General features: G+C 27.0%; 23 protein-coding genes. 3 read left to right on the plus strand and 20 right to left on the minus strand.

Annotated elements, in window-relative coordinates; all coding sequences use genetic code 4:
• Positions 1 to 71 precede the first annotated feature (71 nt).
• From SSYRP_RS03470 to SSYRP_RS03495, 6 genes are all read right to left on the minus strand, one after another.
• Positions 72 to 1,247: an IS3 family transposase gene (locus SSYRP_RS03470; protein WP_016340927.1), complete on the minus strand. Its 1,176-nt coding sequence runs from the start codon at positions 1,245 to 1,247 to the stop codon at positions 72 to 74.
• A gap of 390 nt (positions 1,248 to 1,637) precedes the next feature.
• Positions 1,638 to 2,366, minus strand: coding sequence for an EcoRI family type II restriction endonuclease (locus SSYRP_RS03475; RefSeq protein ID WP_016340928.1), 729 nt, complete (start codon positions 2,364 to 2,366; stop codon positions 1,638 to 1,640).
• A 1-nt stretch (position 2,367) separates the two neighbouring features.
• Positions 2,368 to 2,994 carry an N-6 DNA methylase gene (locus SSYRP_RS03480; protein WP_016340929.1) on the minus strand — a complete coding sequence of 209 codons (627 nt, stop codon included), beginning with the start codon at positions 2,992 to 2,994 and terminating at the stop codon, positions 2,368 to 2,370.
• Between the two features lie 87 nt (positions 2,995 to 3,081).
• Entirely contained in the window at positions 3,082 to 3,963 is an 882-nt protein-coding gene (locus SSYRP_RS03485) for an ABC transporter permease subunit (RefSeq protein ID WP_016340930.1), read from the minus strand.
• On the minus strand, positions 3,956 to 4,861 hold the full coding sequence (locus SSYRP_RS03490; RefSeq protein WP_016340931.1) for an ABC transporter ATP-binding protein: 906 nt from the start codon (positions 4,859 to 4,861) through the stop codon (positions 3,956 to 3,958). The genes SSYRP_RS03485 and SSYRP_RS03490 overlap by 8 nt, the downstream gene beginning before the upstream one ends.
• A gap of 329 nt (positions 4,862 to 5,190) precedes the next feature.
• Positions 5,191 to 6,303, minus strand: coding sequence for a hypothetical protein (locus SSYRP_RS03495; protein WP_016340932.1), 1,113 nt, complete (start codon positions 6,301 to 6,303; stop codon positions 5,191 to 5,193).
• A gap of 308 nt (positions 6,304 to 6,611) precedes the next feature.
• Here SSYRP_RS03495 and SSYRP_RS03500 point away from each other — a divergent pair, with 308 nt between their 5' ends.
• Positions 6,612 to 8,210: a lipoprotein gene (locus SSYRP_RS03500; RefSeq protein ID WP_016340933.1), complete on the plus strand. Its 1,599-nt coding sequence runs from the start codon at positions 6,612 to 6,614 to the stop codon at positions 8,208 to 8,210.
• Positions 8,211 to 8,464: 254 nt separating this feature from the next.
• On the plus strand, positions 8,465 to 9,256 hold the full coding sequence (locus SSYRP_RS03505) for a TMEM164 family acyltransferase (protein ID WP_016340934.1): 792 nt from the start codon (positions 8,465 to 8,467) through the stop codon (positions 9,254 to 9,256).
• 58 nt (positions 9,257 to 9,314) lie between these two features.
• Here the strand turns inward: SSYRP_RS03505 and SSYRP_RS03510 are convergent, their stop codons facing one another.
• Genes SSYRP_RS03510 through SSYRP_RS03520 form a run of 3 tightly spaced genes read right to left on the minus strand, consistent with a single transcriptional unit; the run spans position 9,315 to position 12,901 of the window.
• On the minus strand, positions 9,315 to 10,046 hold the full coding sequence (locus tag SSYRP_RS03510) for an ABC transporter ATP-binding protein (RefSeq protein WP_016340935.1): 732 nt from the start codon (positions 10,044 to 10,046) through the stop codon (positions 9,315 to 9,317).
• A 15-nt stretch (positions 10,047 to 10,061) separates the two neighbouring features.
• On the minus strand, positions 10,062 to 11,774 hold the full coding sequence (locus tag SSYRP_RS03515) for a hypothetical protein (protein ID WP_016340936.1): 1,713 nt from the start codon (positions 11,772 to 11,774) through the stop codon (positions 10,062 to 10,064).
• Positions 11,774 to 12,901 carry a hypothetical protein gene (locus tag SSYRP_RS03520; RefSeq protein WP_016340937.1) on the minus strand — a complete coding sequence of 376 codons (1,128 nt, stop codon included), beginning with the start codon at positions 12,899 to 12,901 and terminating at the stop codon, positions 11,774 to 11,776. Before SSYRP_RS03520 ends, SSYRP_RS03515 begins: the two co-directional genes overlap by 1 nt.
• A gap of 472 nt (positions 12,902 to 13,373) precedes the next feature.
• Between SSYRP_RS03520 and SSYRP_RS05335 the strand changes: the two genes are divergently transcribed.
• The gene (locus SSYRP_RS05335) at positions 13,374 to 13,496 is read left to right on the plus strand and encodes a hypothetical protein (protein WP_016340938.1); all 123 of its coding nucleotides are present in this window, start codon (positions 13,374 to 13,376) and stop codon (positions 13,494 to 13,496) included.
• Positions 13,497 to 13,567: 71 nt separating this feature from the next.
• Here SSYRP_RS05335 and SSYRP_RS03525 read toward each other — a convergent pair whose 3' ends face one another.
• From SSYRP_RS03525 to SSYRP_RS03575, 11 genes are all read right to left on the minus strand, one after another.
• Entirely contained in the window at positions 13,568 to 15,094 is a 1,527-nt protein-coding gene (locus tag SSYRP_RS03525; protein ID WP_016340939.1) for a hypothetical protein, read from the minus strand.
• Positions 15,087 to 15,836 carry an ABC transporter ATP-binding protein gene (locus SSYRP_RS03530; RefSeq protein ID WP_016340940.1) on the minus strand — a complete coding sequence of 250 codons (750 nt, stop codon included), beginning with the start codon at positions 15,834 to 15,836 and terminating at the stop codon, positions 15,087 to 15,089. The genes SSYRP_RS03525 and SSYRP_RS03530 overlap by 8 nt, the downstream gene beginning before the upstream one ends.
• 245 nt (positions 15,837 to 16,081) lie before the next feature.
• Positions 16,082 to 16,537, minus strand: coding sequence for a DUF7226 domain-containing protein (locus SSYRP_RS03535; RefSeq protein WP_016340941.1), 456 nt, complete (start codon positions 16,535 to 16,537; stop codon positions 16,082 to 16,084).
• A 9-nt stretch (positions 16,538 to 16,546) separates the two neighbouring features.
• A complete protein-coding gene (locus SSYRP_RS03540; protein ID WP_016340942.1) occupies positions 16,547 to 17,440 on the minus strand; it encodes a DNA adenine methylase in 894 nt (297 codons plus the stop codon).
• A 9-nt stretch (positions 17,441 to 17,449) separates the two neighbouring features.
• Positions 17,450 to 19,306: a DUF262 domain-containing protein gene (locus SSYRP_RS03545; protein ID WP_016340943.1), complete on the minus strand. Its 1,857-nt coding sequence runs from the start codon at positions 19,304 to 19,306 to the stop codon at positions 17,450 to 17,452.
• A 21-nt stretch (positions 19,307 to 19,327) separates the two neighbouring features.
• A complete protein-coding gene (gene lepA, locus SSYRP_RS03550; RefSeq protein ID WP_016340944.1) occupies positions 19,328 to 21,130 on the minus strand; it encodes a translation elongation factor 4 in 1,803 nt (600 codons plus the stop codon).
• A gap of 144 nt (positions 21,131 to 21,274) precedes the next feature.
• A complete protein-coding gene (locus SSYRP_RS03555; protein ID WP_016340945.1) occupies positions 21,275 to 21,580 on the minus strand; it encodes a rhodanese-like domain-containing protein in 306 nt (101 codons plus the stop codon).
• A gap of 51 nt (positions 21,581 to 21,631) precedes the next feature.
• Positions 21,632 to 22,441, minus strand: coding sequence for a purine-nucleoside phosphorylase (locus SSYRP_RS03560; protein WP_016340946.1), 810 nt, complete (start codon positions 22,439 to 22,441; stop codon positions 21,632 to 21,634).
• A 17-nt stretch (positions 22,442 to 22,458) separates the two neighbouring features.
• The gene (locus tag SSYRP_RS03565; RefSeq protein WP_016340947.1) at positions 22,459 to 23,034 is read right to left on the minus strand and encodes an ECF transporter S component family protein; all 576 of its coding nucleotides are present in this window, start codon (positions 23,032 to 23,034) and stop codon (positions 22,459 to 22,461) included.
• Between the two features lie 15 nt (positions 23,035 to 23,049).
• Positions 23,050 to 24,012: a methionyl-tRNA formyltransferase gene (fmt, locus tag SSYRP_RS03570; RefSeq protein WP_016340948.1), complete on the minus strand. Its 963-nt coding sequence runs from the start codon at positions 24,010 to 24,012 to the stop codon at positions 23,050 to 23,052.
• Position 24,013: 1 nt separating this feature from the next.
• On the minus strand, positions 24,014 to 26,035 hold the full coding sequence (locus tag SSYRP_RS03575; protein WP_016340949.1) for a DUF2779 domain-containing protein: 2,022 nt from the start codon (positions 26,033 to 26,035) through the stop codon (positions 24,014 to 24,016).
• Positions 26,036 to 26,153: the final 118 nt, after the last annotated feature.

Raw genomic sequence — 26,153 nt, forward strand, 5'->3', positions numbered from 1 at the left:
AATTATAACAAAAAAAATAAATTATTAACAAAAAAGTTATTCAATTTGAATATGTCAAGAAAAATAGACACTTAAAAAGTTACTTGAGGGAATGACTTTCTGTATTGAACAGGGCTCATTCCTTTTAATTTGACTTGTGGTCTAAAATTGTTGTAAAAGTAGATATATTTAGGAAGATTTTCATTAATTCATTTAGCTGTTCGTTTTTTTCTTTTTATATGATATAAAAATTCAGTTTTCATAGTGCCAAACCATGATTCTGTGTGGGCATTATCATAAGAGTTCCCACGTCTGGACATTGAAATTCTAATTCCAAGATAATTGCATAATTTTTCATAATCAGAATTTGTATAATGAAAACCTTGATCTGATTGCAGTACTCAAGTTGATGGTTTTCCAGCTTTTACTCAAGAATTAATTATATTTTTAAAAACAAATTCTGTTCCTAAATTATTACTTATTTGGTAGTCCAAAATTTCATTAGTATGAAAATCTTTAACAATTGATAAAAAGTAGGTTTTATCATTTGTTAGTAAATATGTTATATCTGTTCCCAATTTTTGATTAATATCTGTGGTTGAAAAATCTTGATTCATGATATTTTCATGTCTTTTACTACCAGAAGATAATCGATAATTAAATTTTTTGACTCTAACAATTGACTTCAAGTTCATATTCTTCATATATCTATAAACAATATGTGGTTTTAAATTTCAGTTATATAGTTTATTGATAATTAACGTTAGCATATTATATCCATAAATTTTCTTAAAACTTAGAAATAATGTTTTAATTATTTTTGCAATTGTATTATTTCATTTATTAAATGCTTTCATACCACTATTAAATCAATTATAATAACCAGCTCTAGAAACATTTAAAATTTTATATAAATATTTAATCTTGTATTTTTTCTTTAAGGACCAAATCGTTTGGAATTTCTTCTTTTTCGATTTGGTCAAGGACTTTTTTACATCTTGAATCATTTCAATATATTCAATTAATTCTTTTTTTGTCATTTGTTCAAAGTTAAGATCTTTTGGTCGCCCTGTTCGGCGAATCCCTTTTGATTGTGGACCTTTCCCTGGTTCTAATGCTTTTTCGCCACTAATTTTAATTGCTTTTTTTCAACGAGATAAAGTTGTTGTTGTAATTTCAAATTTTTTAATTGTTTTTGCTCAACCATGTTCCTTATAATATTTTAAAATATTAAGTTTTTCGTTTTTTGTAAATCATTTTGTTCCCATAATAAAAGAATACCTTTCAATAAAATTATGACACATAACTAACTTTTTATGTGTCTATTTTATTGTAGGTATTCAATTGAATAACTTTTTATTTTTATATTATGTTTTGAAAAGGTTCTGTTTTTAAATATATTTTACTAAATAATAAGAATTAATAAATTGACTATGTAATATTGGGACTATATTGATAAAATGATTTAACTTCTTTGGGTTTTAAAAAGAAGCTGGAAAAAGTCAGTAAATTAAAATATAATAGAGATTTTTTAAAATTTGGAATAACTTTTACTCACCTCCTTTATAACTTTATTATATAAAGGATGGAAAAAAAGAATATTAAATTACCTTTTTTAGCAATTAAATTTTAAAAAAATTTATTCCTTGAAATTTATTTTATTGCGTATAGTAGCGAAAAGCCGTTTCCGCAATTTCTTTCATATATTCATACATTTCTTTAATTGTCCAACGTTCTTCACGAAAAAACATTGATACAGGGGCAAAATAATTATAATCTGACCCACCATCTTTTTTAAAGACATAGATAGTATTGATCTGATAAAATTCATTCATCATAAAAAGTTTGGAATCAATATAAGTATCTTCATGGTTAAAATCACATCCTCAGCCAAAACAGATAAAAGGCGTAATTTTTTCATGCATCATCATGGCCCGAATCCCAATTAAATTCTTGCCTAATCGTTCAATCGCATTTCCTTTCGCTTGCTTTTTCTTTCCTTCTTGGAGGCGTTGGTCATTTGTCCCTTGCCGTTTTAATTCCGAAATCAATAGAATTCGACAGAAATCAGGGTCGTGATTTGACCTTAATAAGATAAAACCCCCTTCTGGTTTAATTGTTCGTTCATTATAATGATGGTAATATTCAGTGCGTTTACTTTTACTTTTAATCATCTTTAGCATGAAATCAATTGATAAAGTTTTGGTAAAAGAAATATAGTATTTCTTCTCATCCCCTTTTTCCCCGACTTCCGAAGCAAAACGATTCTTTAAATACATAATTACTTCAATAATACTAAGATAAATGTCTTTGTCATCTGCTTTACTTTTGCTATATTTTGAGATATGCTGGTTGGCATTTAACTGTAATTGCTTTGAAGAAGCCATTTTACTCTTGCCCTAAAAAATAGTGTGGTTTTAAACCTTTAATATTAAAAACTAAAATTTCAGAGTGAAATAAGACATTTTTAAAAATATTTTTTGGTAAGGAAATAATCGAGCTAATTTCTGGGTAAGTATGGTGTAAAAATTTTTGTCAGCGTTTACTAACGACTGTTTGATTTAAACGAAAGCCATATGGAGTAAACATCACAATTGGAGTATCTTTGCCAAATAATTCAATTGCTTTTTGCAATCAAATTTCTGGTAATAGTGGGCGTCCTTCATAATGTTCTTTAATATATTTACTAGTTTTTTGGTCAATATTAAAAGGGGGATTCATTATTACTAAGGCCGGGGCAATATCATTTAAATCCTTTTTTGTTAATTCCAAATAATTAATTAAATAATCAATTTCTCAATCCCCATTTGATTCAATATCAACCCCAATTGTTTGTCACCCTTGTTCTTTTCAGGGTTTTAATAATGATCCTGCTCCCACACAGGGATCAAAAATAACACCTGATTTAATTGTTGGTTTTAAGATTTTATATAAAAAATCAGAAACATGCTCGGGGGTATAAATACTGGCTTTTTTTTCATTTGTGTAAAAATTGTTCCGGTCAACACGGTACATTTTTTCCCTCCTTCTTTTTTAAAATATATCCTTATTTTAAAAAAAAAAAAAAAAAGCAAGGCTTTCACCAAACTTTTTAAGGTAATTTTATAAGAAAAAGTTACGTTTGCAAATAAATCAATCTCCTAAGGCATAAAAGCCAATTGCTGTTCCTAACATTAGTGGCATTTGCCAGGCAAATTCACTAGCTTTTGCTCCCCCCAGATATTCCGTAGTTACTACCCCAACAAAGCCAGGAGGAAATGGCGAAATTCCAGGTTCGCCATACAATGATGACAACGGAGCATAATGCAATGGTGAATTTAACAATGATCGAATTGAACCAAATCTAAAATATTTTAGTTTATCAAAATTAGCTTCTCTTGCAAAAATAAAAATCATATAAAAACCAATAAAAACAATTGTTACAGCAGTTGCAACTGAAATACCAACTGTTGCTTTATCAAAATAAGTAATAATTAGTCAATTAATTGATACTCATAATAAAATTAAAAGCATATAACTAATATTAAAGAGCAATAAATTTCCAGCAATTTCAGCGCTAAAATCTTTTGTTAAAATTGGCAATAAAGTAAACTGAACAATTAACAAAGCAATCTGAATACTAAAAATCGTAATTAAGATTGTGAAAAGCTTTGAATTTAAAATAGTACGTCGTGACATTGGTGTTGCTAATCAAACAGCAAAATAACCTTTATCAACTTCACGATTTAATAGCCGATAGATCATTATTATACTAAAGACAAAATATAATGCGCAGCCAACAAGACCAAAGTATGTGTAGTCCATCATATTTGCTGCTCCTTGGCTTTGCCTATTTCCATTTGGAATATCTGAAACTGACAAATATGGAGCCATATACTTATAAGTAAATGCCGGGATTAGTGATGCAAATAAAAAAATTGAAAAAAGAATTATCGGTATTTTAATGCTTTTAAATTGTGATTTGGCATATTTAAAATTAATCATTGAACTTCACCTCATCTTGATAATATTTCATAACAAATTCTTCTAAATTAAATGGAATTTCTTTAAAATATTCAAGTCTATACTCAGTTATAAATTTTAAAAAATTATTGACTTTTTCATTATGAACACTAATTATCGTAACTCTAGTGACATTATTTTGCTCTAAAATATTTCATTCTGTTTTAATAAAATTATTATAATCCTCTTCAGTAAAAAATTTAATTTCATATTTTTTTTCAGAGTTATTTTTGGCTTCTTCCATTGAAATTTCTGAAACCATTTTGCCTTTTTTAATAACCCCTACTTTATCACAAAGATTATCAATTTCACCAAAAATGTGCGAACTCATAAAAACGGAAGTGCCGTGGCTTTTTAATTCTTGAATTAAATTATTAAATTTTTGTTGCATTAATGGGTCAAGACCACTTGTTGGTTCATCTAATACTAAAACTTTTGGTTTGTGCATAAATGCGGCAATAATCGCCACTTTCTGTTTCATTCCCTTTGACATTTTTTTTATTTTTGTATTAGCATCAAGCTCAAAATAATTTACTAATTTTAATACATAATGTCAATCAACATTACCTCGTATCTCACTTAATAATTTTAAATAAGCAAAACCAATCATAAAATCTGGTAAAAAAATCTCTCCCGATAAATAACCTAAATCTTTCATAATAGTATTACTATTTTTTCAAATATCATGTCCTAAAATTTGACCTGTACCACTATCTGACTTAATAAAACCGATCATTTGTCTAATTACTGTTGTCTTACCTGCACCATTAGGACCAATAAAGCCGTATACTTCTCCCTGCTTTACATCTATGCTAATATCAAATGCTCCAGTGTTAAAGTCAAAAATTTTTGTTAAATTCTTTAGTTCGATAACATTCATTCTTATTGATATCCTCCTTTTATAATATTTAATTTATTGTTTTTATTTTAAAATTTAATTATTAATTAATTTATAAAAATATTTTATTTAATTAATTTTAAGCCTAGGAATTTTCTATTTTGATACTATTAAATTATAAACTAATAATAACTTATTTATTTAAAAATATTTTTAATAAAAATTAAAAAATTTTATTAAGCAAAATAAGAAATAAAGTTAAAACCCAAACAATGACTTTAATTATAATAAAAGTATTATATTTATAGCTAATACTTTTATTACTTAAATGATAATTGTTATTTTTTTGACTATAGTTTTTAAATTGAAAATTAGAAAAAATGGATATCTGAAATTTTTACTTGGGCTTCTACTCTTGCTCAGTAACCGTTTATAGCTGATGCTGATGCTCAAGTATTTACAAATAATTTAATTTCTAACTGATAATTATCAGCTCATTTTGTTTGTAACTCTGCTCAAGTTTTTGTTTGATTAACATTATGATATTGGCGATTAAATAATTGGTTATTATCATTTGAAATTAATGATAAATCTTTATAAACAACATTTTGACCTTTGCTACTATCTAAATACCAAGTCTCACCAGCACTATCCCAATTATGACCTGTAACTAAATAAGACATTTTCGAATATTTTTTTAAAAATACTTCGCGGCCAAGATTAACATCAACAGTCACAGTTTTCTCATCTTTATCCTTTTGAGGAGTAGCATATGAATCTGATCGTACAACTTTACTTTCCATTTCCCCTAACCCTGTAAAAATATTATCGTAAGTAATAATTACATTACCTTTATAATTTGATTCTTCTGTTGCTGTTACAAGGGTATATGAATAAGACATTTCTAAAATTTTAAAATCGGCCTTTGTTACACCATACTCAGTGTTTTGCTTAATAATTTCATCAATAATAATTGCTTCTGATATTGTTTTTAAATTATCAAAACTTGTTTTTTGAATAACAGTTTTTAAATCTTGTTTTTCTGTTAAAGAATGATTACTCAATAATAAATTATCAATCGTTAGGTAATTTTCAAATTCATAATCTGACCCAACATATAATAATGTCATTGATGCATCTGTTACCACTTGTTCAATTACTGGTAATTCTGGTAAATCAACAATTCAATTATCAAAATTACGGTTGACACTAGCTATAATACTTTTTAACTCAGTGTCATTCCCTTTATTGTAAGGTAATAATCCCATTAAAATAGTTCTTGTTACTAATTTTTCATCATCAAATTTATCTTTAATCTTAAATAAATTAATATCCCCAGTTTGTAATTCAATGGTTGATAAATCCACTGTTGAAGCTCGGGAAGATAATTGTTGTTCTCCATCTCTAAAATCTTTTGATAACGTTGCGCTAACGCTAGTTGTTGCTAAAGTAAGCACACTAAAAATGTTTAATAAGTGTTTCATTTTTTTAAATCTCGCTTTCTTTAATTATTATTGGAATTCATTTGGAAATACATCTAGTTATATTTGATACTATCTTTATTATAGAATGATAAAAATAAAATGCAATAGTCTAGAAAAAAGGATTATTCTGCTGTTGTATGATTATTTTTTAAAATCAAACTATCTTAAATTGCTAGGCGATAGAAATTCTAATATCTTTTCAAAAATGTTATAATAAAGTTAATAACAAAACTATCACTTTAATATAAATCAATTTATCAAAACTTTGGTAGAGGGTGGATGGGTATTAAAGAAAGCAGGGTTAATTTGTGAAAAAATTATTAAGTTTTCTAGCAACTTTTGGAATCGTGGCTACCACTACAACATCAGTTGTTGCATGTGGAACTTCAAATCCGACTACGGATAAAACAGCCATAAACTTAGATTCAAATAGTTGTGATTTAAAAATTTATGAATCAATTAACATTAAAATTACAAATAAAACTGATCTAAAAAATATTCAAGTCAACAGTAAAAATGATGAGATTGCTATTGTTGGTTATGCTAATGGAGTAATTACCGTAACAGGGCGAGCTGCTGGGGTTGTTTTGGTTGAAGTTACAGCTGACAACATGAAAGAAAAAAGTCAAATCACGGTAACTGTTTTAAAAGAAGATGAATTTGCCATTAAATTATCGAATAAAAATCTAAATTTAACAAAAGCAGATTCTGATACAGTAGAAATCATGAATTTCGAGGATTTAAAAAATGTTACTGTTTCATCAGAGAATGAAGATATTGCGACTGTTGAATACGAGGCTAGTACTGGAATTTTAACAATTTCATCAAAAAATTTAGTTGGGGAAACTAATATTTCAATTGCTGCTGATAATAGTCCAAATAATGCAACAATAAAAGTAACAGTTAACAAAGAAGATTTATATCCAATTGAATTAGATAACAGCGAAATTACTTTTAATGTTGAGCAAAACAGAATTATTAACGTCAAACAATATAGTAAATTTGTTAATTTAAAGGTTTCAGTTGTTGATGAAAATATTGCCACAGCAAGTTATGATGCTTCTTCTGGCCAAATTAGTATTACAGCAAACAAAACTGGAAATACAAAAATCTGAGTATCAGCTGATAATGCCACAACAGATAAAGCAATTACAGTTTCAGTTATTACTTTTGATATTAAATTAGATTTAAATTATGTTAGACTACAATCAAATGATTACGAAAATATTAACATCATTAATTTCCGTGATTTAAAAAATGTTTCCGTAAGAATTAGTGATGATAGTTTACTAAAAGTAGGATATAATCCTGACAATGGTCAAATTAATGTTAACTCAATGGAAAAAACCGGTAAAGTCGAAATTTATGTTTCAGCTGATAATGCCAATAGTGTAACAATTAATGTTAAAATTGAAAATGACATTGTTCAAATTAGAACCGATATTAATCAATTAGGATTAACTCCTGGTTATGATGGTGTTATTAGAATTTTAAATTATAGTGAACTAAGAGATGTTAATGTTGCAGCTAGTGATCCTAGTCTAATTAAATATGAATATTCTGAAGGATATATTAAAGTAGTCGGAGTTAGAATTGGTTGAACATACATTAATATTTCAACATCTAATGCGGGAATGTTATCAATTTATGTTCAAATTTCACCAACTTATATCCAACTTAGTTTAACTCAATTAACTAATCTTCCATCGGGTGAATCTGCTACTGTTCAGATAATAAATTACAGCGACCTACGTGGTATTTATATTTCTTCAAGTGATGAAAGAGTAGCACAAGCTAAGTTAGATGGAGATATAATTACCGTTTATGCAAAAGAAAAAGGGACAACTTTTATCAATGTTACTGCTCTAAGTGGTGGTTTAGCCCAAATTTCTGTAACCGTAAGTTAATCTTTAAATCTTTTTAATGATAATATGCTTAATGATATTTAAAAACATATACTAGAGTTTTATAAATAGTATATGTTTTTTGTTTGGAATAATTTCTTAAAATCCCCTATTAAAAATCCCCTATTATTTGCTATTTTCCATTAAATAAAAGCTAGTGCTGCCTTATTTATTCTTGGTAAAAGAGAATAGTTTTGTTGCTTTTAATAAAAAAATAATGATACTATTAAACGGAAAGAAAAAAAGGAGAACATTGAATGGAAACAGCAGCATATATTTTCGCTATTTTTGGATTATTTTTGTTACCTCTGACATTATATCTTTTCCCTAATTTTTACTTAAAAATCAGGGAAAATAAGAAATATGATCTTAGCTTTCGCTATTTGCTATTTTTCTTAGTTTTGATTACTGAAATTTGATTTTACTTAAATCATTTATATCTTGATGATAAACAAAATGCCTGACAAAATTGACAAAACTATTTTTGATTGGAGTTTTGTAATTTCTCAGCATTTACAATCATGATATTATTAATTAAACCAAATAAGTTATTTATGGACTGTACTTTGCCATTAGGATTAATTGGGCCTTGTGCAACAGTATTTTTCCCAGCAAACTTAAGTAATATGAGTTTTACAAATTATTGATACTGACAAGATATGTTTGGTCATATTACAATTTTCTTTTCTTATTTATTCTTATATACTTACGGTTATACTAAAACCCGCTTTGATAAAACCTTTATTCAAAGAAGTATTGTTTATACAACAATTATTGGTCTTGGCATTGAAGTATACAACTTAGGGTTCGGCACTTCGTTTGGTTATAAAGCGGTGGCCGAAATATTTATTGGCCAACAAAAAGAGATTTATTATTTCTTATTTGTTATTTCATGAATATGACCACTATTGTTTACAATATTTTATTTAATAATTTGGTATTTTAAACCAATCTATTCATTAGAATTAAAACAAAAAATTAATGATAGTTGATGAGAAAAAATCAGCAAAAAAATTGTTAAACACCCAAGAAAACAAAAAAGTAAATAGGTATTTAAAAACAGGCTAATTGCCTGTTTTTAAATACCTATTATATAAAACTTAATAATTAATTATCTGTAAATACTGACAAATTAATTTTTTCGCTACTACTTTTTGTTACATCTTGATAGATTTTTCGAATATCAATAGTTTTATTAATTGCATCCTCAAAAACTTTTTCCCCTTTTTCAATAATAACAAGACGATTAATAATTTGGGCTAATTCATCAATTAAATGAGTAGTAATAATAATAGCCACCCCTTGTTCAGCCAAGCTTTTAAGCAAGTCTAAAAATTGCACTCTTGTTTTAACATCAAGATTGGCTGTTGGTTCATCAAGAAATAGAACTTTTGGCTTAGTAATTAAAGCATTAGCTAATAAAGCTCTTTTCTGCATCCCCGCTGAAAGATTTTTAAATGTTTTATTCTTGTATTCTAAAAGATTAACTGCCTGTAAGGCTTTTAAAACAATTTCCTTAATTGCATTATTTTTTATTCCCGATAAACTAGCTGTATAATACATAAAATCATAAATTGAAATTCCATTCGGATAAATACTCTGATCTGGAAATAAAGAAAATTGTCGCAAATCTTTTATTTGCATGTTTTCACCATCCAAATAAATTTCTCCTGTATCTTTTTCATATTCCCGGAAAATACATTTAATAAAAGTTGATTTTCCAGCACCATTATCTCCAATTAGACCAACAATATCACCACTATTGAATTCCATTGAAAGTCCGTTAATTCCAGCTCCATTTTTGAAAAGTTTACTATAATTTTTTATTTCAAATTTCATAAAATTAACCCCTTTCTATATTTTTGCTTTTCGTAAAAATATCCCATAGCCAATTCCCATTAAGGCAATGCCCGTAATTGATCAAATAAGATAAATAATTGCAATGTTAAATGGTCGTTCTGTGTCTTGATATCCAGCTATTTTGTAAATAATATTTTCTCCTTGAGAATCAACAGGTACAAAATTAAATTTAACTGTTCGAAAATCAGGAAGCATAAAATCATATTTATGAATTTTATTATCAGCTAAATAATTATTATTACCACTATATAATGATGTTAAAATTAAAGTTGTAAAGGGATTTAACATAAATTTAAGTTTAAAATTATATTTTTTTAAATCCTCAATTGTTTGTAAATTAATATCAACAGTTGACTGTCAAATTGGCTTTTGTTTTACATTAAATAACTGACTTAACATATAAATCATCATTTTTGTTCCCAAATTATGTTTTGTACTAAAACTTATTTTTTCTTGTGAGAGAGTTAACCAATACAATCCTTTATCATTCGGATTAGTTTTTACCCTTGTATCTTTAATTGTAAAATAATTTGAATAATAACTGTTTAATAAATTTGTTATTTCTAATAATTCATGTTTATTAACACCATCTAATTGGACGTCTGATAAAATTGCAAGGGTGTCTCCCAATTGACCCGGACTATTATAATTACTAATATTTTTACCATTAAATCAACTTTTACTAAAATCACCTTGATTTTTAACCCTATTATTTACTGCGGTAAAAAATTGATAGGAAAAAGTATTTTTAAAATCTTCTGTTAACTCTGTCACATACTTATATGTTTTATCTTCCGTTTCACTAAAAACATTATTATTAACAATATTTTCAAGATCTAAAAAGACTCCTTGATCATATGCCTTTTGAAAATCTATTTTTTCAAAATATGCTATGCAATCCTGATTAGTTTCTTGATTAGCATCACAGTTACTACTGATTAATTTAAGTGGTTTAATACTATTATTTTTAAAATCTTTATATAAATTATCTAAAACTCCATTTGGATATTTTTCTTGGATTTGTTCTAAATCATACATATGAGTGTAATCAACATATTGAAGGTTAAAAGAACGATATTTTGATGGATTAGCATCAAAAAGTGTAAACTGAATCATTCCTATAAAAGGAAAAATCATGAAAATAGCTGTTAAAGCCCCTGCTAAACTAGAAGATAATTTAATATTTTTTGTGGCAACTAATATTAAAACAATTCCAGAAAATACTAGGTCAAAAATAACTTGAGTAAATAATCCTGGTAAAACTTTACTAAAAAAGAATCCAGATTCACTCTTTGTAAATATTCCGACAAAAAATAGAAACAATAAAACACTAAGTAAAAATCAAAATCAAATAATAATTTTATTAGCAAATAGTCTCGTAAAAAAGTAATTATTTTTTGAAACTCCCATTCGTTTTTCTAAACTATAAATCCCATTTTCTTGGTCTTTAATATAAATCTGAATTAACGAATAAATGTTAAAAATCGCGATAAAACAAATTCCAGCGGCATTTGTAAAAATAATTAATAATACTAAACTATTATCAGAAAAAGTTACTAATTTAGCTGATAATGATCACAAAATAATAATATTAATAGCACACATAAGTGAAAAAATAATTCAGAATGATTTTGACTTAATTCATCTTGTTAATAGAAAACGTAAAATTTTAAAAGTTAAAATTTCTTGGAATACTTGTTTTTTCATTAAAAGAATTTAATTTCTGAAATCATTGCTTGTGCTTCTACTCGTGATCAGTATGCATTTCATGCTGTGGCTCATGCTTCTGTGTGTACTACTAATTGAATCTCGATTTTCTTATCAGAAATTCAACGAACTGAAATTTCTCCACGAGCTTTGTTTCAGTTCGTTGAACTATAGTCTCTAGTAAATATAACATTATTATCCGAATTAGATTTTAAATTTAAGTCTTTATATGTAACATTTTCACCTGTAATACTATTAAGTTCTCTTCTTCCACCTTCTTCACCACGGCCATTATTATCAGTATATCCTGTTACTACATATGACATACTTGAATATTTTTTTAGGAAAGCTTCTTTGCCCAAAGCAACATCAACGTCTAATGTTTTAACTTCTGCATCCTCATGATGTGAATTATATACATTAGTTTTTACAACTCCACTTTCGATATGACCAACTTTTTCATACACATCATTATAAATAATCGTTACATTACCTTTATAATTTGACGTTTCTGTGGCCGAAATAATTGCATAATCATATCAAATTTCTGAAATTTCAAAGTCCTCTCTTTTAACGCCATATTTGCTGTTTGCCTTAATAATTTCATCAGTTAAACTTGTTTCTGATAAAACTTTAAGATCATTAAATATATTTTCTTTAACTACATTATTTAAATCTTGTTTTTCATTTAAAGAATAATTCGTTAAAATTAAGTCATTAATTGTTAAATAATTCTCAAATTCATAGTCACTTCCAACATATAATAATGTCATTGATACATTATTTATCACATGCTCTAATTCTGGTAATTCTGGTAAATCAACAATCCAATTATCAAAATTTTTTGTTGAATTTGCAATCACTTTTTTTAATTCAGCATCGTTGCCTTTATTAAGAGGTAATAAACCCATTAAAATGGTTTTTGTTACTATTGCATCATCATCAAATTTATCCTTGATTTTATACAAATTAATTTCTCCTCCATTTAAATTAACATTTTCTAAATCAATTGTTGAAGATCGATTTAGTAGTGTATTTTCGCTAAAATTATAGTCCTTTATTAGTGTTGCACTAGCAGTTGAAGTTGCTAAAGCAACAACACTAAAAATATTTAATAAATGTTTCATATTTTTTTATCCTACTTTCTTAAGTTATAATTAATATTTTGATATATTTTTAATACAAGAGTTTGGTTAATACATGAAATAATTATAAATAAAAAGAAAAATAAAGTAAAGAACCCTGTTGCTATTTGCCAAAGACCGGGGTAATTAAAAAATTATAGCCAGACAATATAATTCTTAAGAATTATATTAATTATTTAGATATTTTTTATTATAATGAGGTTGTAAGACTATTATAAAAATAAATATAATATCTCTTACAAAATTAATTGACCTAATATTTTATTAGCTTATTAGATTACTTAACTAAATTTATTAGTTAATTAAATTAAAGCAATCTACTAGCAATAAAAATTTAATTAAATTTTGTAACAAAGATATTTTATTATAATTTTATTATCTTTTAAAAAATAATTAAGATTCTTTTCCCAAGAAGATCCCTGATCATAATGTAATTAAAAGAAAGGAAATAAAAATGATGAATAATAACAAAGCAAATCAAAAAAATAGCAATAACACAAATCAAAGCCATAATAATGATCAATATAATAGCACAAATAATAATCGTGCTAATCAGAAAAATCCAAATCATAAATAATTAAAATTATATATTAGGTTCATTTAAAAAATAGTCAAATGACTATTTTTTAAATTATTAACAACTATTTTCTAACTAATATATACTTTCTTTTTGAATTGTAAATATAATATCCAAATTAAAGCACTATTTAGTAAAAAATAAATAACATAAAGGACTTCAACATGGAAATTTCTTTTATAATTAACAATATTAGTTTCAAAATTTGTATTATTATTTAGAGGATATTCCAAAATATTGTAATTAATTGTATTAGAAAATATTATTCCACTTGCAGCAATTGCATTATCTAAATAAAAATCCCGATAATTAATTGATTGAAACATTGCAGCAATTTGTAAAATTGGATTTAACATTAGATTCTTTTTTTGGAGATCAGGAATATCTTTGTAGTCAAGTTTTCCTATAATGCCATCTCTAAAAATTGAAGACTTTATCCGTTTAAGAGAATAATTAAATGTTTTAAAAAATAAAATTTTATCAGCAGAAATATTGTATTGCTGTGCAACAGATTTAATATTTTGAGGAACATCGAAACTTCATTGATAATCTAAACTTAATTCAGTTAAAACTGCAATATTAGCATTTTGCTGATACATCATTTTAATTAATTTTTGATACTTTGTATCAACATTCAATAAAATATTTTTAAACAGTTGTTCTAAAGGTTCTAATGTATACATCTTTGTATTAAAATCTACAATATCATCATATGAAAAATGATTATTTTTAGGATTATTAAAGTAATTATCAAAATAATCATAAAATTGAACAAGTGTTGGATACTCTTTACCTAGTTCAATTTTATTAGTTCAAATACTAGGCCCTAATGTTAGCTTATTAATATCATTCGATATATTATTAATATCGGAATTATATTCAACTTTATTTTTAAAAGCTATTCAATCTAAAAACTCTTGATCTAAACTTTTTAAAGTATTCAAAAAATCTGAATCACGAATATTTTTATAAATTATTTTTGGATAATTTAATTTACTATCTTTTACACCAAGATCTTTAAAAAACATTGGTCCCATTGCACTGGATAAAATTAATAAAACAAAGAAGATAATTGATAAAATACCTGATAAAATTTCATTTAAAAATAAAGTTATTAATAAAGTAATAGCAAAAATAATAAAAGAAGATATGGCATATCACCCTAACGCGGAAATATATAAGCGATAAGCAAAAATATTAATAAATCCACTAGTGGAAGCAATAAAAATTATGTTTATAATCACGCTGACTGTAAAAAAAATCAAAATTAATAACAGCGAAGAAATTAATCGTGATAAAAATAATTCTCTTGTTTTACAACCATATCTTAATTCAATACTACTAATCCCATCTCTAATTTCACTGTTAAAAGTTTTGACGGATAAAAAAACAATAAAGGTTGCAAAAATTAGTGAATTAAGAGCAATTAAAATATTTATATAAATTAGCCCAAAATCAATTGTCCCTTTAATTAAAACGCTTCCTAGACCATTTAAGATAATAAAAAGAATCAATAACATGCTAATTAAAACAAGATTACTTATTTTTTTAAAAAACAATTTAATTTTTAGTTTACTTAAAGTTAAAATATTATTCATTTAAGTAATCCTCCACTTTGTTCAAATTTTTTATATCTTCTTGATTAGTAGTATTAGAAACCTTTATTTCAAAAAGCTTTTTTAAATTTTCCTTTTGGGCATTAAAAGGTTCATCATAAACAATTTCTCCATTATTTAAAATAATAACATTTGTTAAAATATTTTGAACTTCCTCAATTAAATGTGTTGTTATTACAATAATTCGTTCATTACTTTTTAGTACCTGAATTAAATTTACAATTATTTTTTTATTTTCCAGGTCTAGATTTGCTGTTGGTTCATCAAAAAAGACAACCTTTGGTTTTAAAATAAGCACACTAAGCGCAGTTAATAATTTTTGCTGACCTGCTGATAAATTTTTTATTTTCTTATTTTTTTCAAATTTTATATCTAAAATTTGTTCAGACTTAGTTAATCGTTCCAAAAAATCTTGTTTTTTTAATCCGGATAAATCCTTAATAATTTCTAAATATTCATATACTAAAAGATTTTTTGGTAATTCATTATTTTCAGTAAAATAAAATCATTCTTTATAATTAATATTTGATTGGTTTTTATCATTATAAATTATTTCACCATTATTTTTATTTATTTCATTAAAAATAATTTTTATGATCGTTGTTTTTCCAACCCCATTATTGCCCAGTAAACCATAAATATTATCAGGTTCTAAAGTAAGATTTACATTTTCTAAAATTGCTTTATTACCAAATTTTTTTGATAAATTTGCTATTTTTAACAATTTAATCACCTAATTTCTATACATATAAATAAAACCATCAGCTCCTAGATATTTTATTAATAATGACAAGGTAATTTCTATATTAATAATAACAAAAGTTGATTATAATTGCTTTAAATTTATTTAAAAATTATTTTATTAATAATTAAAAAACTATATTAAAATTTTAAAATTCTAATATAGTTTTTTAGGATAGTATTTATTTAGTTTTTATATAAATATTAAATTTTTAATAATAAATAAAATTAAATTTCATTTATTATTTTTATCCAAGCTTTTATAGTCTGAATTCTTCGAGAAATAGTTTCTCCACTAAGTTTATACTTATTTTCCAATTTATCAGCTAAATAATTTTCATCTAAGTTGAATAAATCATATTCAACTAATTTCTTTTTAGCTAAATTAATAAAACTTCTTTTACTATCTGATGATTTTAATATATCTGAGCCTAATTCATTTATAAAAATAAATTTATGTTTATTATAAATTCATTTATTTGCAACTCCTAAAAAATATAAACTACTTGCATAATAATCCCATTGTCTCTTATCTTTCAAATCTTCAATATCATCTGCAATATCATGATAAAAAAGTGGTCTAATCTCAATTGCTACTAATATATTATATAAACTTTCCAATTTATCTGCTTGAGGTATAATTGTTTTATTATTTTCTACTTTATAAACTATTTCTTTTTTCATTAAACTGTCCTACTTTTCTTGCTTTACATTATAAATTAAAACTTCTTCTATTTTATTACGTCTTTTAGGATTACTATTAATATTTCGATTTGCTTGAACTAAATCAATTATATAATAATTTACATCTGAAAATGCTTGCTCATTATTATTTGAATATAGTTCTTTTATAAACCTTGTTGAACTATTACTAATTATAACATTTGCCCCTTTTTCTTTCACTAAATAATCAGCAAATTTTTTTAACCTAATTTGGTCTTCTTTTGTAAATCCCTGATTTGTATACTCAGTAAATTTTGAAGTTAAATCAATCGGATCATATGGAGGGTCAAAATAGATAAGATCACCTTTTTTTACTAAGGAACTAATAACTTCAAAATCATTATTTAAAAAAAGAATATTACTAGTATTAAAAAAAGTTGAAACCTCTTTTAAATTATCTATATCTAAAATATTTGTTATATTATTTTTTCCAATTGGTACATTAAACTGACCTTTTTGATTTACTCTATATAAACCATTGAAACAGCTTTTATTTAAAAAAATGGTTCTAGCCGCTTTTGCTTCTGGACTTATATCATCTCATGAATCTTCACGATCTCAATTTCTTATTTCATAATAAAAATTAGTGTTTTCTTTTAAAAAATTTGTGTATTCAGTTAATTTTTCAATAAGAACATTAACATTATTTTTTATTACATTATATAAGTTTATTAATTCTGAATTATAATCATTAATAACAGAATTAACAGGTTTTATTTTAAAAAAAATAGCTCCTGCCCCAAAAAATGGCTCAAAATATGTATTAGAATTCTTATTAAAAATAATTTTTTTTTCTTTAAACAATTCTTCAATTTTTGGCATTAGCCAGCGTTTACCACCAACCCATTTTAATATTGGCTTCATAAATACCCCTTACTTTGTAACAAATTCATTTTTATCAGTATCAAAACTAATTTCCTTTTCATTTTCTAATATAGCAAAAACTTTATTATTAATCAAATATTCAACTATATTAATACTACGCTGTTGAATATCCTTTGGTTTAAGAATAATTGGTAGACTTTTTAATGTTTCATCACTCTCAAAACAGAATCATGTTTTGTCTTGATTATATGCCTGTCTTTTCTTTTCTCATATACTATTACCTGCTTTTTTATTTTTAGTTGGATTAATCAATGTGCTATTACCTATACACTTTAAAATATCCTCATTTAATTCTTCATTTTCAATTACTTCTTTTCAATCAGAATCATTTTTCCATTCAGATGAAGGATTTTGAGGAAAAATATGTTCTAATTCTAAATTGCTATCTAAATTAACACCATGAGGAATAATATTATCACAATATTTTGTTTGAATATATTTTAATCTGTAACTTTCAAATGCATTTTTTCAGAGTAAATTCGCAAAGTCAGCTATTTCTAATGATTCTTTGACTATAAATGGTTTTGATTCCAAATTAATACTTTTTCCTTCAATATTTTTTTCAACAAGCTCATAAATTTCTCGTTCAACATGAGATGGTGATTTTCCTTTTATTATAATTGTTCTAAATAAATAATTTAATAAGATAGTTAAATCTTTATTAGTATTTTCAAATTCTGTGTTTTTTGTAAATTTATAAGGTTTTAAAGACAAAATAAATGGATAAATTTGTTGTATTCTTAAAGTTTTAAAGTCATTTAGCAAGTTAAATGTTTTTTTTGCCGCGCTAAAATTATTTATAATTTCGTCTGAATAAATATTATTTTTATTGATAATAGCCGAATAAAATTTTGCGGCATCATAAAAATCTTGTAATCAATCAGTTAAATTATTATCAATATCATTTATTGCACTTTTATAAAATTTAAATAAATTTTTTATGCTCACAGATTCTTCAGGAAAAATTTCTTTTTGAGGATTTTTACCATATTTTGAAATAAAATAATGTAAAAGAAATTTATCTATATTAGTTCCTAATGGTTCCTCAATTTTTATTGATCAATCACTCGCAAAATTATCTAGTTTTTGCTGATCGACTTCATATTTTTGATAACTCCTAATTAATAAATTTTTCAATAAATCTGCCACTGTTAATTTTAAACCTGTATCATTGATTGATTCAAACAAAACAAATACATCTTCTATTTCATTAATTGTAATTAAAATAATATTTAATTTTTCAAGCAAAATTTGTGTTAAAACTTCTAATTCTTCTTTATTTTTTTCATTTAATCAATTATTAAAAAAAACTTTTGCTTTAGATAATTTAAAATTAGAATATTTATTTTCATTGCTAATTACTGATTTATATATATTCATATCCTTTTCATGTAATTTAATTCTATGTGTTTTTACTCTATTCTTATTTTTTTCATAAATTTTCTGCGGAGGTAAAAATAGAATATTTTCAAACGCTTGTTTAACAAGATGATTTTTATCTTCTTCATCTGCAGTTAAATATATTTTATTATAATAAAAGTCATAAAAAGCAGAAGTTAATATTAAGTATGTAACTATTCTTTGTTGACCATCAACAATATTAATCTCTCCTTTATTATTATCATTATGAAAAATTAATGTTCCCATATAATAAATATCATTTATATCTTTATCAACATTATCTATTAATTCTTGTAATAATTCATCTATATTATCTGTTAATTTGGATCATTGATCCATTCCTCAACTATATTTTCTTTGATATGGTGGAATATTAATAATCTTATAATTAAAATTTTTAAATAACTCACTAAGTGAATATTTTTTTGGGTCATTTAGTTTCATTTCTCTTATCCTCTAATTTCTTTAATCATCCAATTTTAAGACGGCCATAAATGCTTCTTGTGGTACTTCTACTGAACCAATGGCTTTCATTCTTTTTTTACCTTCTTTTTGTTTTTCTAATAATTTTTTCTTACGGGTAATATCTCCCCCATAACATTTAGCTAAAACATTTTTTCGCATCGCTTTAATATCTTCACGAGCAATAATCTTTTGATTAATTGCCGCTTGAATCGGTACTTCAAAGTTCTGACGGGGAATAATTTCTTTTAACTTGCTACATAACGCTTTGCCACGGTGAAACGCAAAGTCACGGTGGACAATTGTTGATAACGCATCGATGATATCCCCATTTAGTAAAATATCCATTTTAACTAATTTATTTGGGCGATATCCTAAAAACTCATAATCAAATGAAGCATAACCTTTACTAATTGATTTTAAGCGATCAAAGAAATCAAAAACAATTTCATTTAATGGCATTTCATAAGTTAAAATCCGACGTGTATCATCAATATATTCTAGGTTAACATAAGTTCCCCGTTTATTTTGACATAATTCCATTAAGGCTCCAATAAAATTATCGGGCGTCATAATTGTTGTTTTAACATATGGTTCTTCAATTCGGGCAATCCGTTGTACTTCTGGTAATTCACTAGGATTATCAATTTTGATCATTTCTTGATTTGTTAAATAAACATGGTAAATTACCGATGGCGCTGTTGCAATTAATTCTAAATTATACTCACGTTCTAATCGTTCTTGAATCACATCCATATGTAATAATCCTAAAAAACCACAGCGAAAACCAAACCCTAATGCTTGTGATGTTTCTGGTTCATAAACTAATGATGCATCTGATAATTGGATTTTTTCTAACGCTTCTTTTAAGTCTTTATAGCGGGCTGAATCAATCGGATAAATTCCACAATAGACCATTGGATTTAATTTTTTATATCCCGCTAATGGCTTAGCAGCCGGATTATCAACTAACGTAATTGTATCTCCAACGTTAACATCCTTAATTGTTTTAATACTTGCCGCTAATCATCCTACTTCCCCAGCGGTTAATTCCTCTTTTTTAACTTCTTTTGGGGTTTTAACTCCTAATTCTGTGACATGATAAACAGCTTCACTATTCATTAATTTGATTTGATCACCAACTTTAACTTTTCCCTGCATAATCCGAATTGAAACGGTTACCCCCCGGTACTTGTCATAATAAGAATCAAAAATTAACGCTTGTAAGGGGTTATTATCATCAGCAGTTAATGGCGCTGGGACTTTATTAACGATTGCTTCTAAAACTTGGTCAATATTAAGGCCAGTTTTGGCACTAATTAAAGGAGCATCATCACAAGGAATCCCAATTAAATTTTCAATTTGTTCTTTTACCCGTTCAGGATCAGCTGATGGTAAATCAACTTTATTAATAACAGGAATAATTTCTAAATTATTATCAATTGCTAAATAAACATTCGCTAAAGTTTGGGCTTCAATTCCTTGTGAAGCATCAACAACTAAAATGGCTCCTTCACAGGCCGCTAAACTACGGGAAACTTCATAAGTAAAATCAACATGGCCAGGAGTATCAATCAAATGAAAAATATAGTCTTGGCCATCTTTAGCATGGTATTTTAACTGGACAGAATTTAATTTAATTGTAATTCCCCGTTCACGCTCTAAAGCCATTGAATCTAGTAATTGTTCTTGCATTTCGCGTTTTTCAACCGTCCCGGTTGTTTCTAAAATCCGGTCTGCTAACGTTGATTTACCATGATCAATATGGGCAATAATACAAAAATTCCTAATTTTTGATTTTTCCATTATCCGCTTAATTCTCCTTTTTTTACTTCTTCAATTATTAATTATAAAGGAATAATTGTGATTTTGCTATGAAATCAAAGATGATTGCTATTTTTCTTCCCATAATAAAAACTCACCAATCCTTAGTGAGTTTTTATTGTTATTTTAACCCTGATAGCTACTCATTCCCCCAGCGACATCAACAACATTATGATAGCCATTGCGAGTTAAGACATTACAAACTTGCTGGGAACGCCCCCCACTATGACAAGTAATCATTAGTTTAGTTGCTTTATCGGGGAAAAAATCTGTTGGATTAAAAACTAACCCAGCCATTGGAATATTTTGGGCCAAGGGATGTTTTGCTAACATTGTTAATTCCCCTGGTTCGCGAACATCAATTAATTGATAGCCCGCTTGGGCATAACTAGGGACTTCGGCTCAAGTAATTTGTTTAAATGTTGAATCCATCTTAATTTCCTTTCTGAAATAACTATTCTTATTATACTAAAATGATAGCTCTTAAAATACTGTTTTAATTATTTCTTTTAAAAAGGTAATTGTCCGAGTTTCGGCTTGTTGGGCAATCATTAACACTTCATCATGACTTAAATTACCCCCAAGCCCAGCCGCTTTATTGGTAATTAAACTAAGGCCCAAAATATTCATCCCGGCATGCTTTGCAACAATGGCTTCGGGAACTGTACTCATTCCAACCGCATCACATCCTAAAAGTTCGTAAGCTCGAATTTCAGCTGGTGTTTCATACATTGGACCAGGAAAGTAACCATAAACCCCCGTTTGTACAGCAATTGTTAACTTCGTCGCCACTTCTTGGGCTTTCGCCAATAACTCTGGATGATAAATATTTGTCATATCGGGAAAGCGTGGCCCAAATTCATCGTAATTCGCTCCCCGTAATGGACTTGGACAAAACAGACTAATTTGGTCGCGAATCAACATTAATGTTCCTGGTAATAAATGATCACTAATTCCCCCACAAGCATTTGTTAAAATTAGATTTTTAACTTTTAATTTTGCTAAAACCCTGATTGGTAAAACAACTTGATCAATGTCATGACCTTCATAGTAATGAAAGCGCCCTTTTAACGCTAGGACTCTTTTACCTAACAATGTTCCATAAACCAGTTTTGATTCATGGCCAACAACAGTTGAGGCGGTAAAATGGGGAATATTGGTAAACGGAATTTCTTTAATAACTGTCATATCATTAACAAGATTTGCTAACCCCGAACCAAGAATGATCGCAATATCAATTGGTTCGCTAATTTCTTTTGCTAAATATTTACTAGCTTGATTAACTTTTTCCATAATGTTTAATCCCTTCTTTAATTCTTATTTTCTAGTGTTACAGCTTTGTTAGCTCTTACCTTTACTTTTTTATAAATCAGAAACTCTTCGTCATTTCATAATCGTTGTTGATAGCGGCGATTAACTTTTTCGAGACTTAACGAAATGATTATTGCCATAACAATGGCAAAAACAATTTGAATACTATCGTTAACTACTTCCGCCAAAGCAACTGTTGGGTCAAAAATGAAGTATGCCGGAATAACATATAAATATGTCATTAAACTACTTAAGATAAAAACGACATACCGAGTTAAAAATTTATAACCAAAAGCGGTAATAAAAAACATTAGCGTCCTAATCGCCATTGAAATTGGGATATAAACAGGTAAACCAGTAATTAAATCAATTATCCCAACATAAATTATGCCACTAATTAACATCATTGGTCCTGGAATTAAAATAATTAGACCCAGAAATAAACCATCCGCTAATTGGAGAATACTTTGGTTTGGTCCAATCCGGATAAACTGACTAACATACGCCAAGGTAATTAAAAGGCCTGTAATTACGCCAGTTGTAACTAGATATTTGAGTGATTTTAAACGGTACATTATGATGCACTCCTTTTATTGAAATTGATAACCTATTTGTAATTCTTTATTTTCATTAATATTATAGTAATATTTTTCTGCCAATTGGGGTTTTTTACCAGCCCGTTGTAATTCGGTAATTATTAAATACCCATCAGCAGTTTTAACTTTAATTCCCGTTTTTTCTATTGCCACAATTGTTCCAGGAGCAACGTTACTATCCGATGGATGTAATGGTTCAGAACTCATCATACTATGATAAATTTTATAGTTAATACCTTGCAAAGTCGTATAAGCAATTGGTCAACTATATAATCCCCGAATTTGATTATAAATTGTTTGGCTTGGTTTATTTCAGTTAATTTCTTCTTCACTACGAGAAATATTATAACCAAAAGTAACTTTACTTTCATCTTGGGGAACGCCAATTAATTCGCCATTGATAACTTTTAATAATTGTTCAGCAATAATTTTTTCCCCTAATAGCATTAATTTGTCATGAAGACTACTTGCTGTATCAGTTGAACTAATTGTTATTTTTTCTTGATAATAAACTACTCCGGCATCCATTTTTTTAATCATTTGCATTAAACTAACTCCCGTTTCCGTTTCCCCATCAATAATCGCTTTATGAATTGGGGCCCCACCTCGTAATTTTGGTAACAGAGAAGCATGAACATTTAAGGCATTAATTGTTGGAATAGCTAAAATTTTTTCTGGAATAAATTGACCATAAGCACAAGTCAGCAAAATATCTGGGGCAAGGTTAGTAATTGTTGCGGTTAAATCACCAATCTTTTCTGGTTGATAGACTGGAATATCATGTTCTAAAGCAAATTTCTTAACCGGAGAAAATTGAATTTCTTGTTTACGCCCAACCTTACGATCAGGTTGAGTTATAATAGCGATTAAACTAAGCTCTGACTGTAAAGTTTGTAATCCTTGTAAAACCCCTAAAGCAAAGGTTGGTGTTCCCATAAAAATAATTTTTTTCTTCATTCTATTCCTCTTTTCTAAGTTGTTGTAATAGTTTAGCAACATGTTGGAAAATAACAACCATTGCTAATGTATCACGGTTACAATATTCTAACATTGGCGTACGGAAATATTTTAATCATAGCGGTAAAGAAATGTTATTCTCCGCGCGACGACGAAAGGTTTCACTAGCCATATCCCCTTTTCGAATTTTTAAAGCTTGATAACTAAAATTATTATCAAAAGCTGGTTGGGTTTTTTTAATTGACTTTGAGCCATAAAACTCTTTCTGATAAATCATAAAATCTTTAAAGAAATCCATTAAATCAATTGTATGACTACGAATTCTTAATAATTCTTCTTGTAATGTTAATAATGTTTGTTTTTCTGTGGGACTCTCGCTACGTGATGCTAGTAAACTAGCATATTGAGCTAGTTCCCATAGGACTTTACATTCAAAACTTTTGTAGTAAGCGACATATACCCCTGGGCCAGCTGATGACAAATCATTGACTAATTGTTTTGCTAGCCCTAAACGGGGGTCTTCTTGCCCATCAGCTAAATAGGCAAAGTGTTGCATTGTTGTTTCATCATTATAATCATAATTGTCATCTATAATAATATGAACAGAATACTGAAACGGGATTTGTTGGTATGAATAACTATGATCAAAACGGGGTACAGCTGATTTCATTGTTTCAAAATCATACATATAAATTGGATATTGATATTCACTAAAGACATTTGTTATTGCTGTGATTTTATTTGGGTCAATAATTGGGGCCAAATTTTGCACAGCTTTAATTTGGCGAACTTGGGCTTCACTAAAAGTAATTGGTTTTTTCTTTTCTTGCTCCATTTTAAAAGTAAATGGTAAATGAATATCTTTTAATAAATTAATCCCTTCATCATATTTTAGGAGCGTTTTTTTTGTTCGGCCTTGCACCAATTCAAAAACACTATGATGTTCAGGCAAAAAGGATGTCATATGGGCACAAAAACCATATGAATCTCCTTTAAAATTAAAACATTGCTCAGCAGCTAACATTTTTTTGATATTCTTTTCATCTTCGTTAAAATATTTTTTAATTGTTGCTAAATCTAGCTCAATTGACCGATTATTTTTTTGAACGCGAGAATTAAATTCTCCCGTTAGCATTTGCTGGCAAAATTCTAACAGAGTTAGAGCAGGTAATTTTTTTGTTGCATGTTTATAAACATCTTGGAATAAAAACAACTGATCATAATCAAGATCTCCCTCACGATAATAAGCAGAATTTAAGAGCATCATTGAGACACGACTAACTTTTAATCCTAGACCAGTTAAAATATAATACTGGTAAGCAACGTCATATGCATATTCATCTTTGACATCTTTCATAATGTAGGCTTGTTCATTTTTATCAAATTTACAACCAGTTGATGCTTTAACCTCAATTAAATGATATGTTCCATCGGGTAATTTTTTTAAAATATCACATTTTGTAATACAGTCATTAAATTGAAATGATGGTTCAAAGTAAATTTGATAGCGTTCATCAGCTAAAACCTCTTGGGTTTTAGCAAAGGCAATTTTCTTACTATATAGATCAAGATTAAAATAGTGCCCATCGCGCATAAAAAACTCGCGAGCTTTTTGACCTATTTCTTCCCCATCGGCTAAAGTTTCTCCGGGATAAAATGGAATTGGATTATCGGTAATTTTTGTTTCTTGAATTTTATCAATGGCAAGAAGCTTTTTAGTTTCATTATCATCACTTTCTCCATCAGCTGGTCAAAAAGTTTCTAAGGTTAAATCATAAAGATTAGGGTCAAACAGCAGCGAATCATCTTCTTCGTTATCATCATCATCGGCTAAAAAATCATCATCATTAATTTTTGCCCCATTAATATTATCTTTTAAGTCAAAAAAAACTGATAATTCTTTATTAAGAACTCAATTCCGAACAGCAGCTAAATTTTCCCGCTTAGCTAACGTTCAGGCAATTTTAAAGCATTTTTTAAACCGTTTGTAATCTTCTTTTTTTAGTGTTAACTTGCTTGCCATTGGTGCTAATCCCCTTGCTCTTGTTTTATCTTATCATATTTTTTAAGAAAAAAATGAACTCCTTGTGAGTTCATTTATAAAAAATTTTTTTAATTTAGCGGATTTATCCTAAAAATAA

The sequence above is a fragment of the Spiroplasma syrphidicola EA-1 genome, assembly GCF_000400955.1.
GTDB classification, from domain to species: domain Bacteria; phylum Bacillota_I; class Bacilli_A; order Mycoplasmatales; family Mycoplasmataceae; genus Spiroplasma; species Spiroplasma syrphidicola.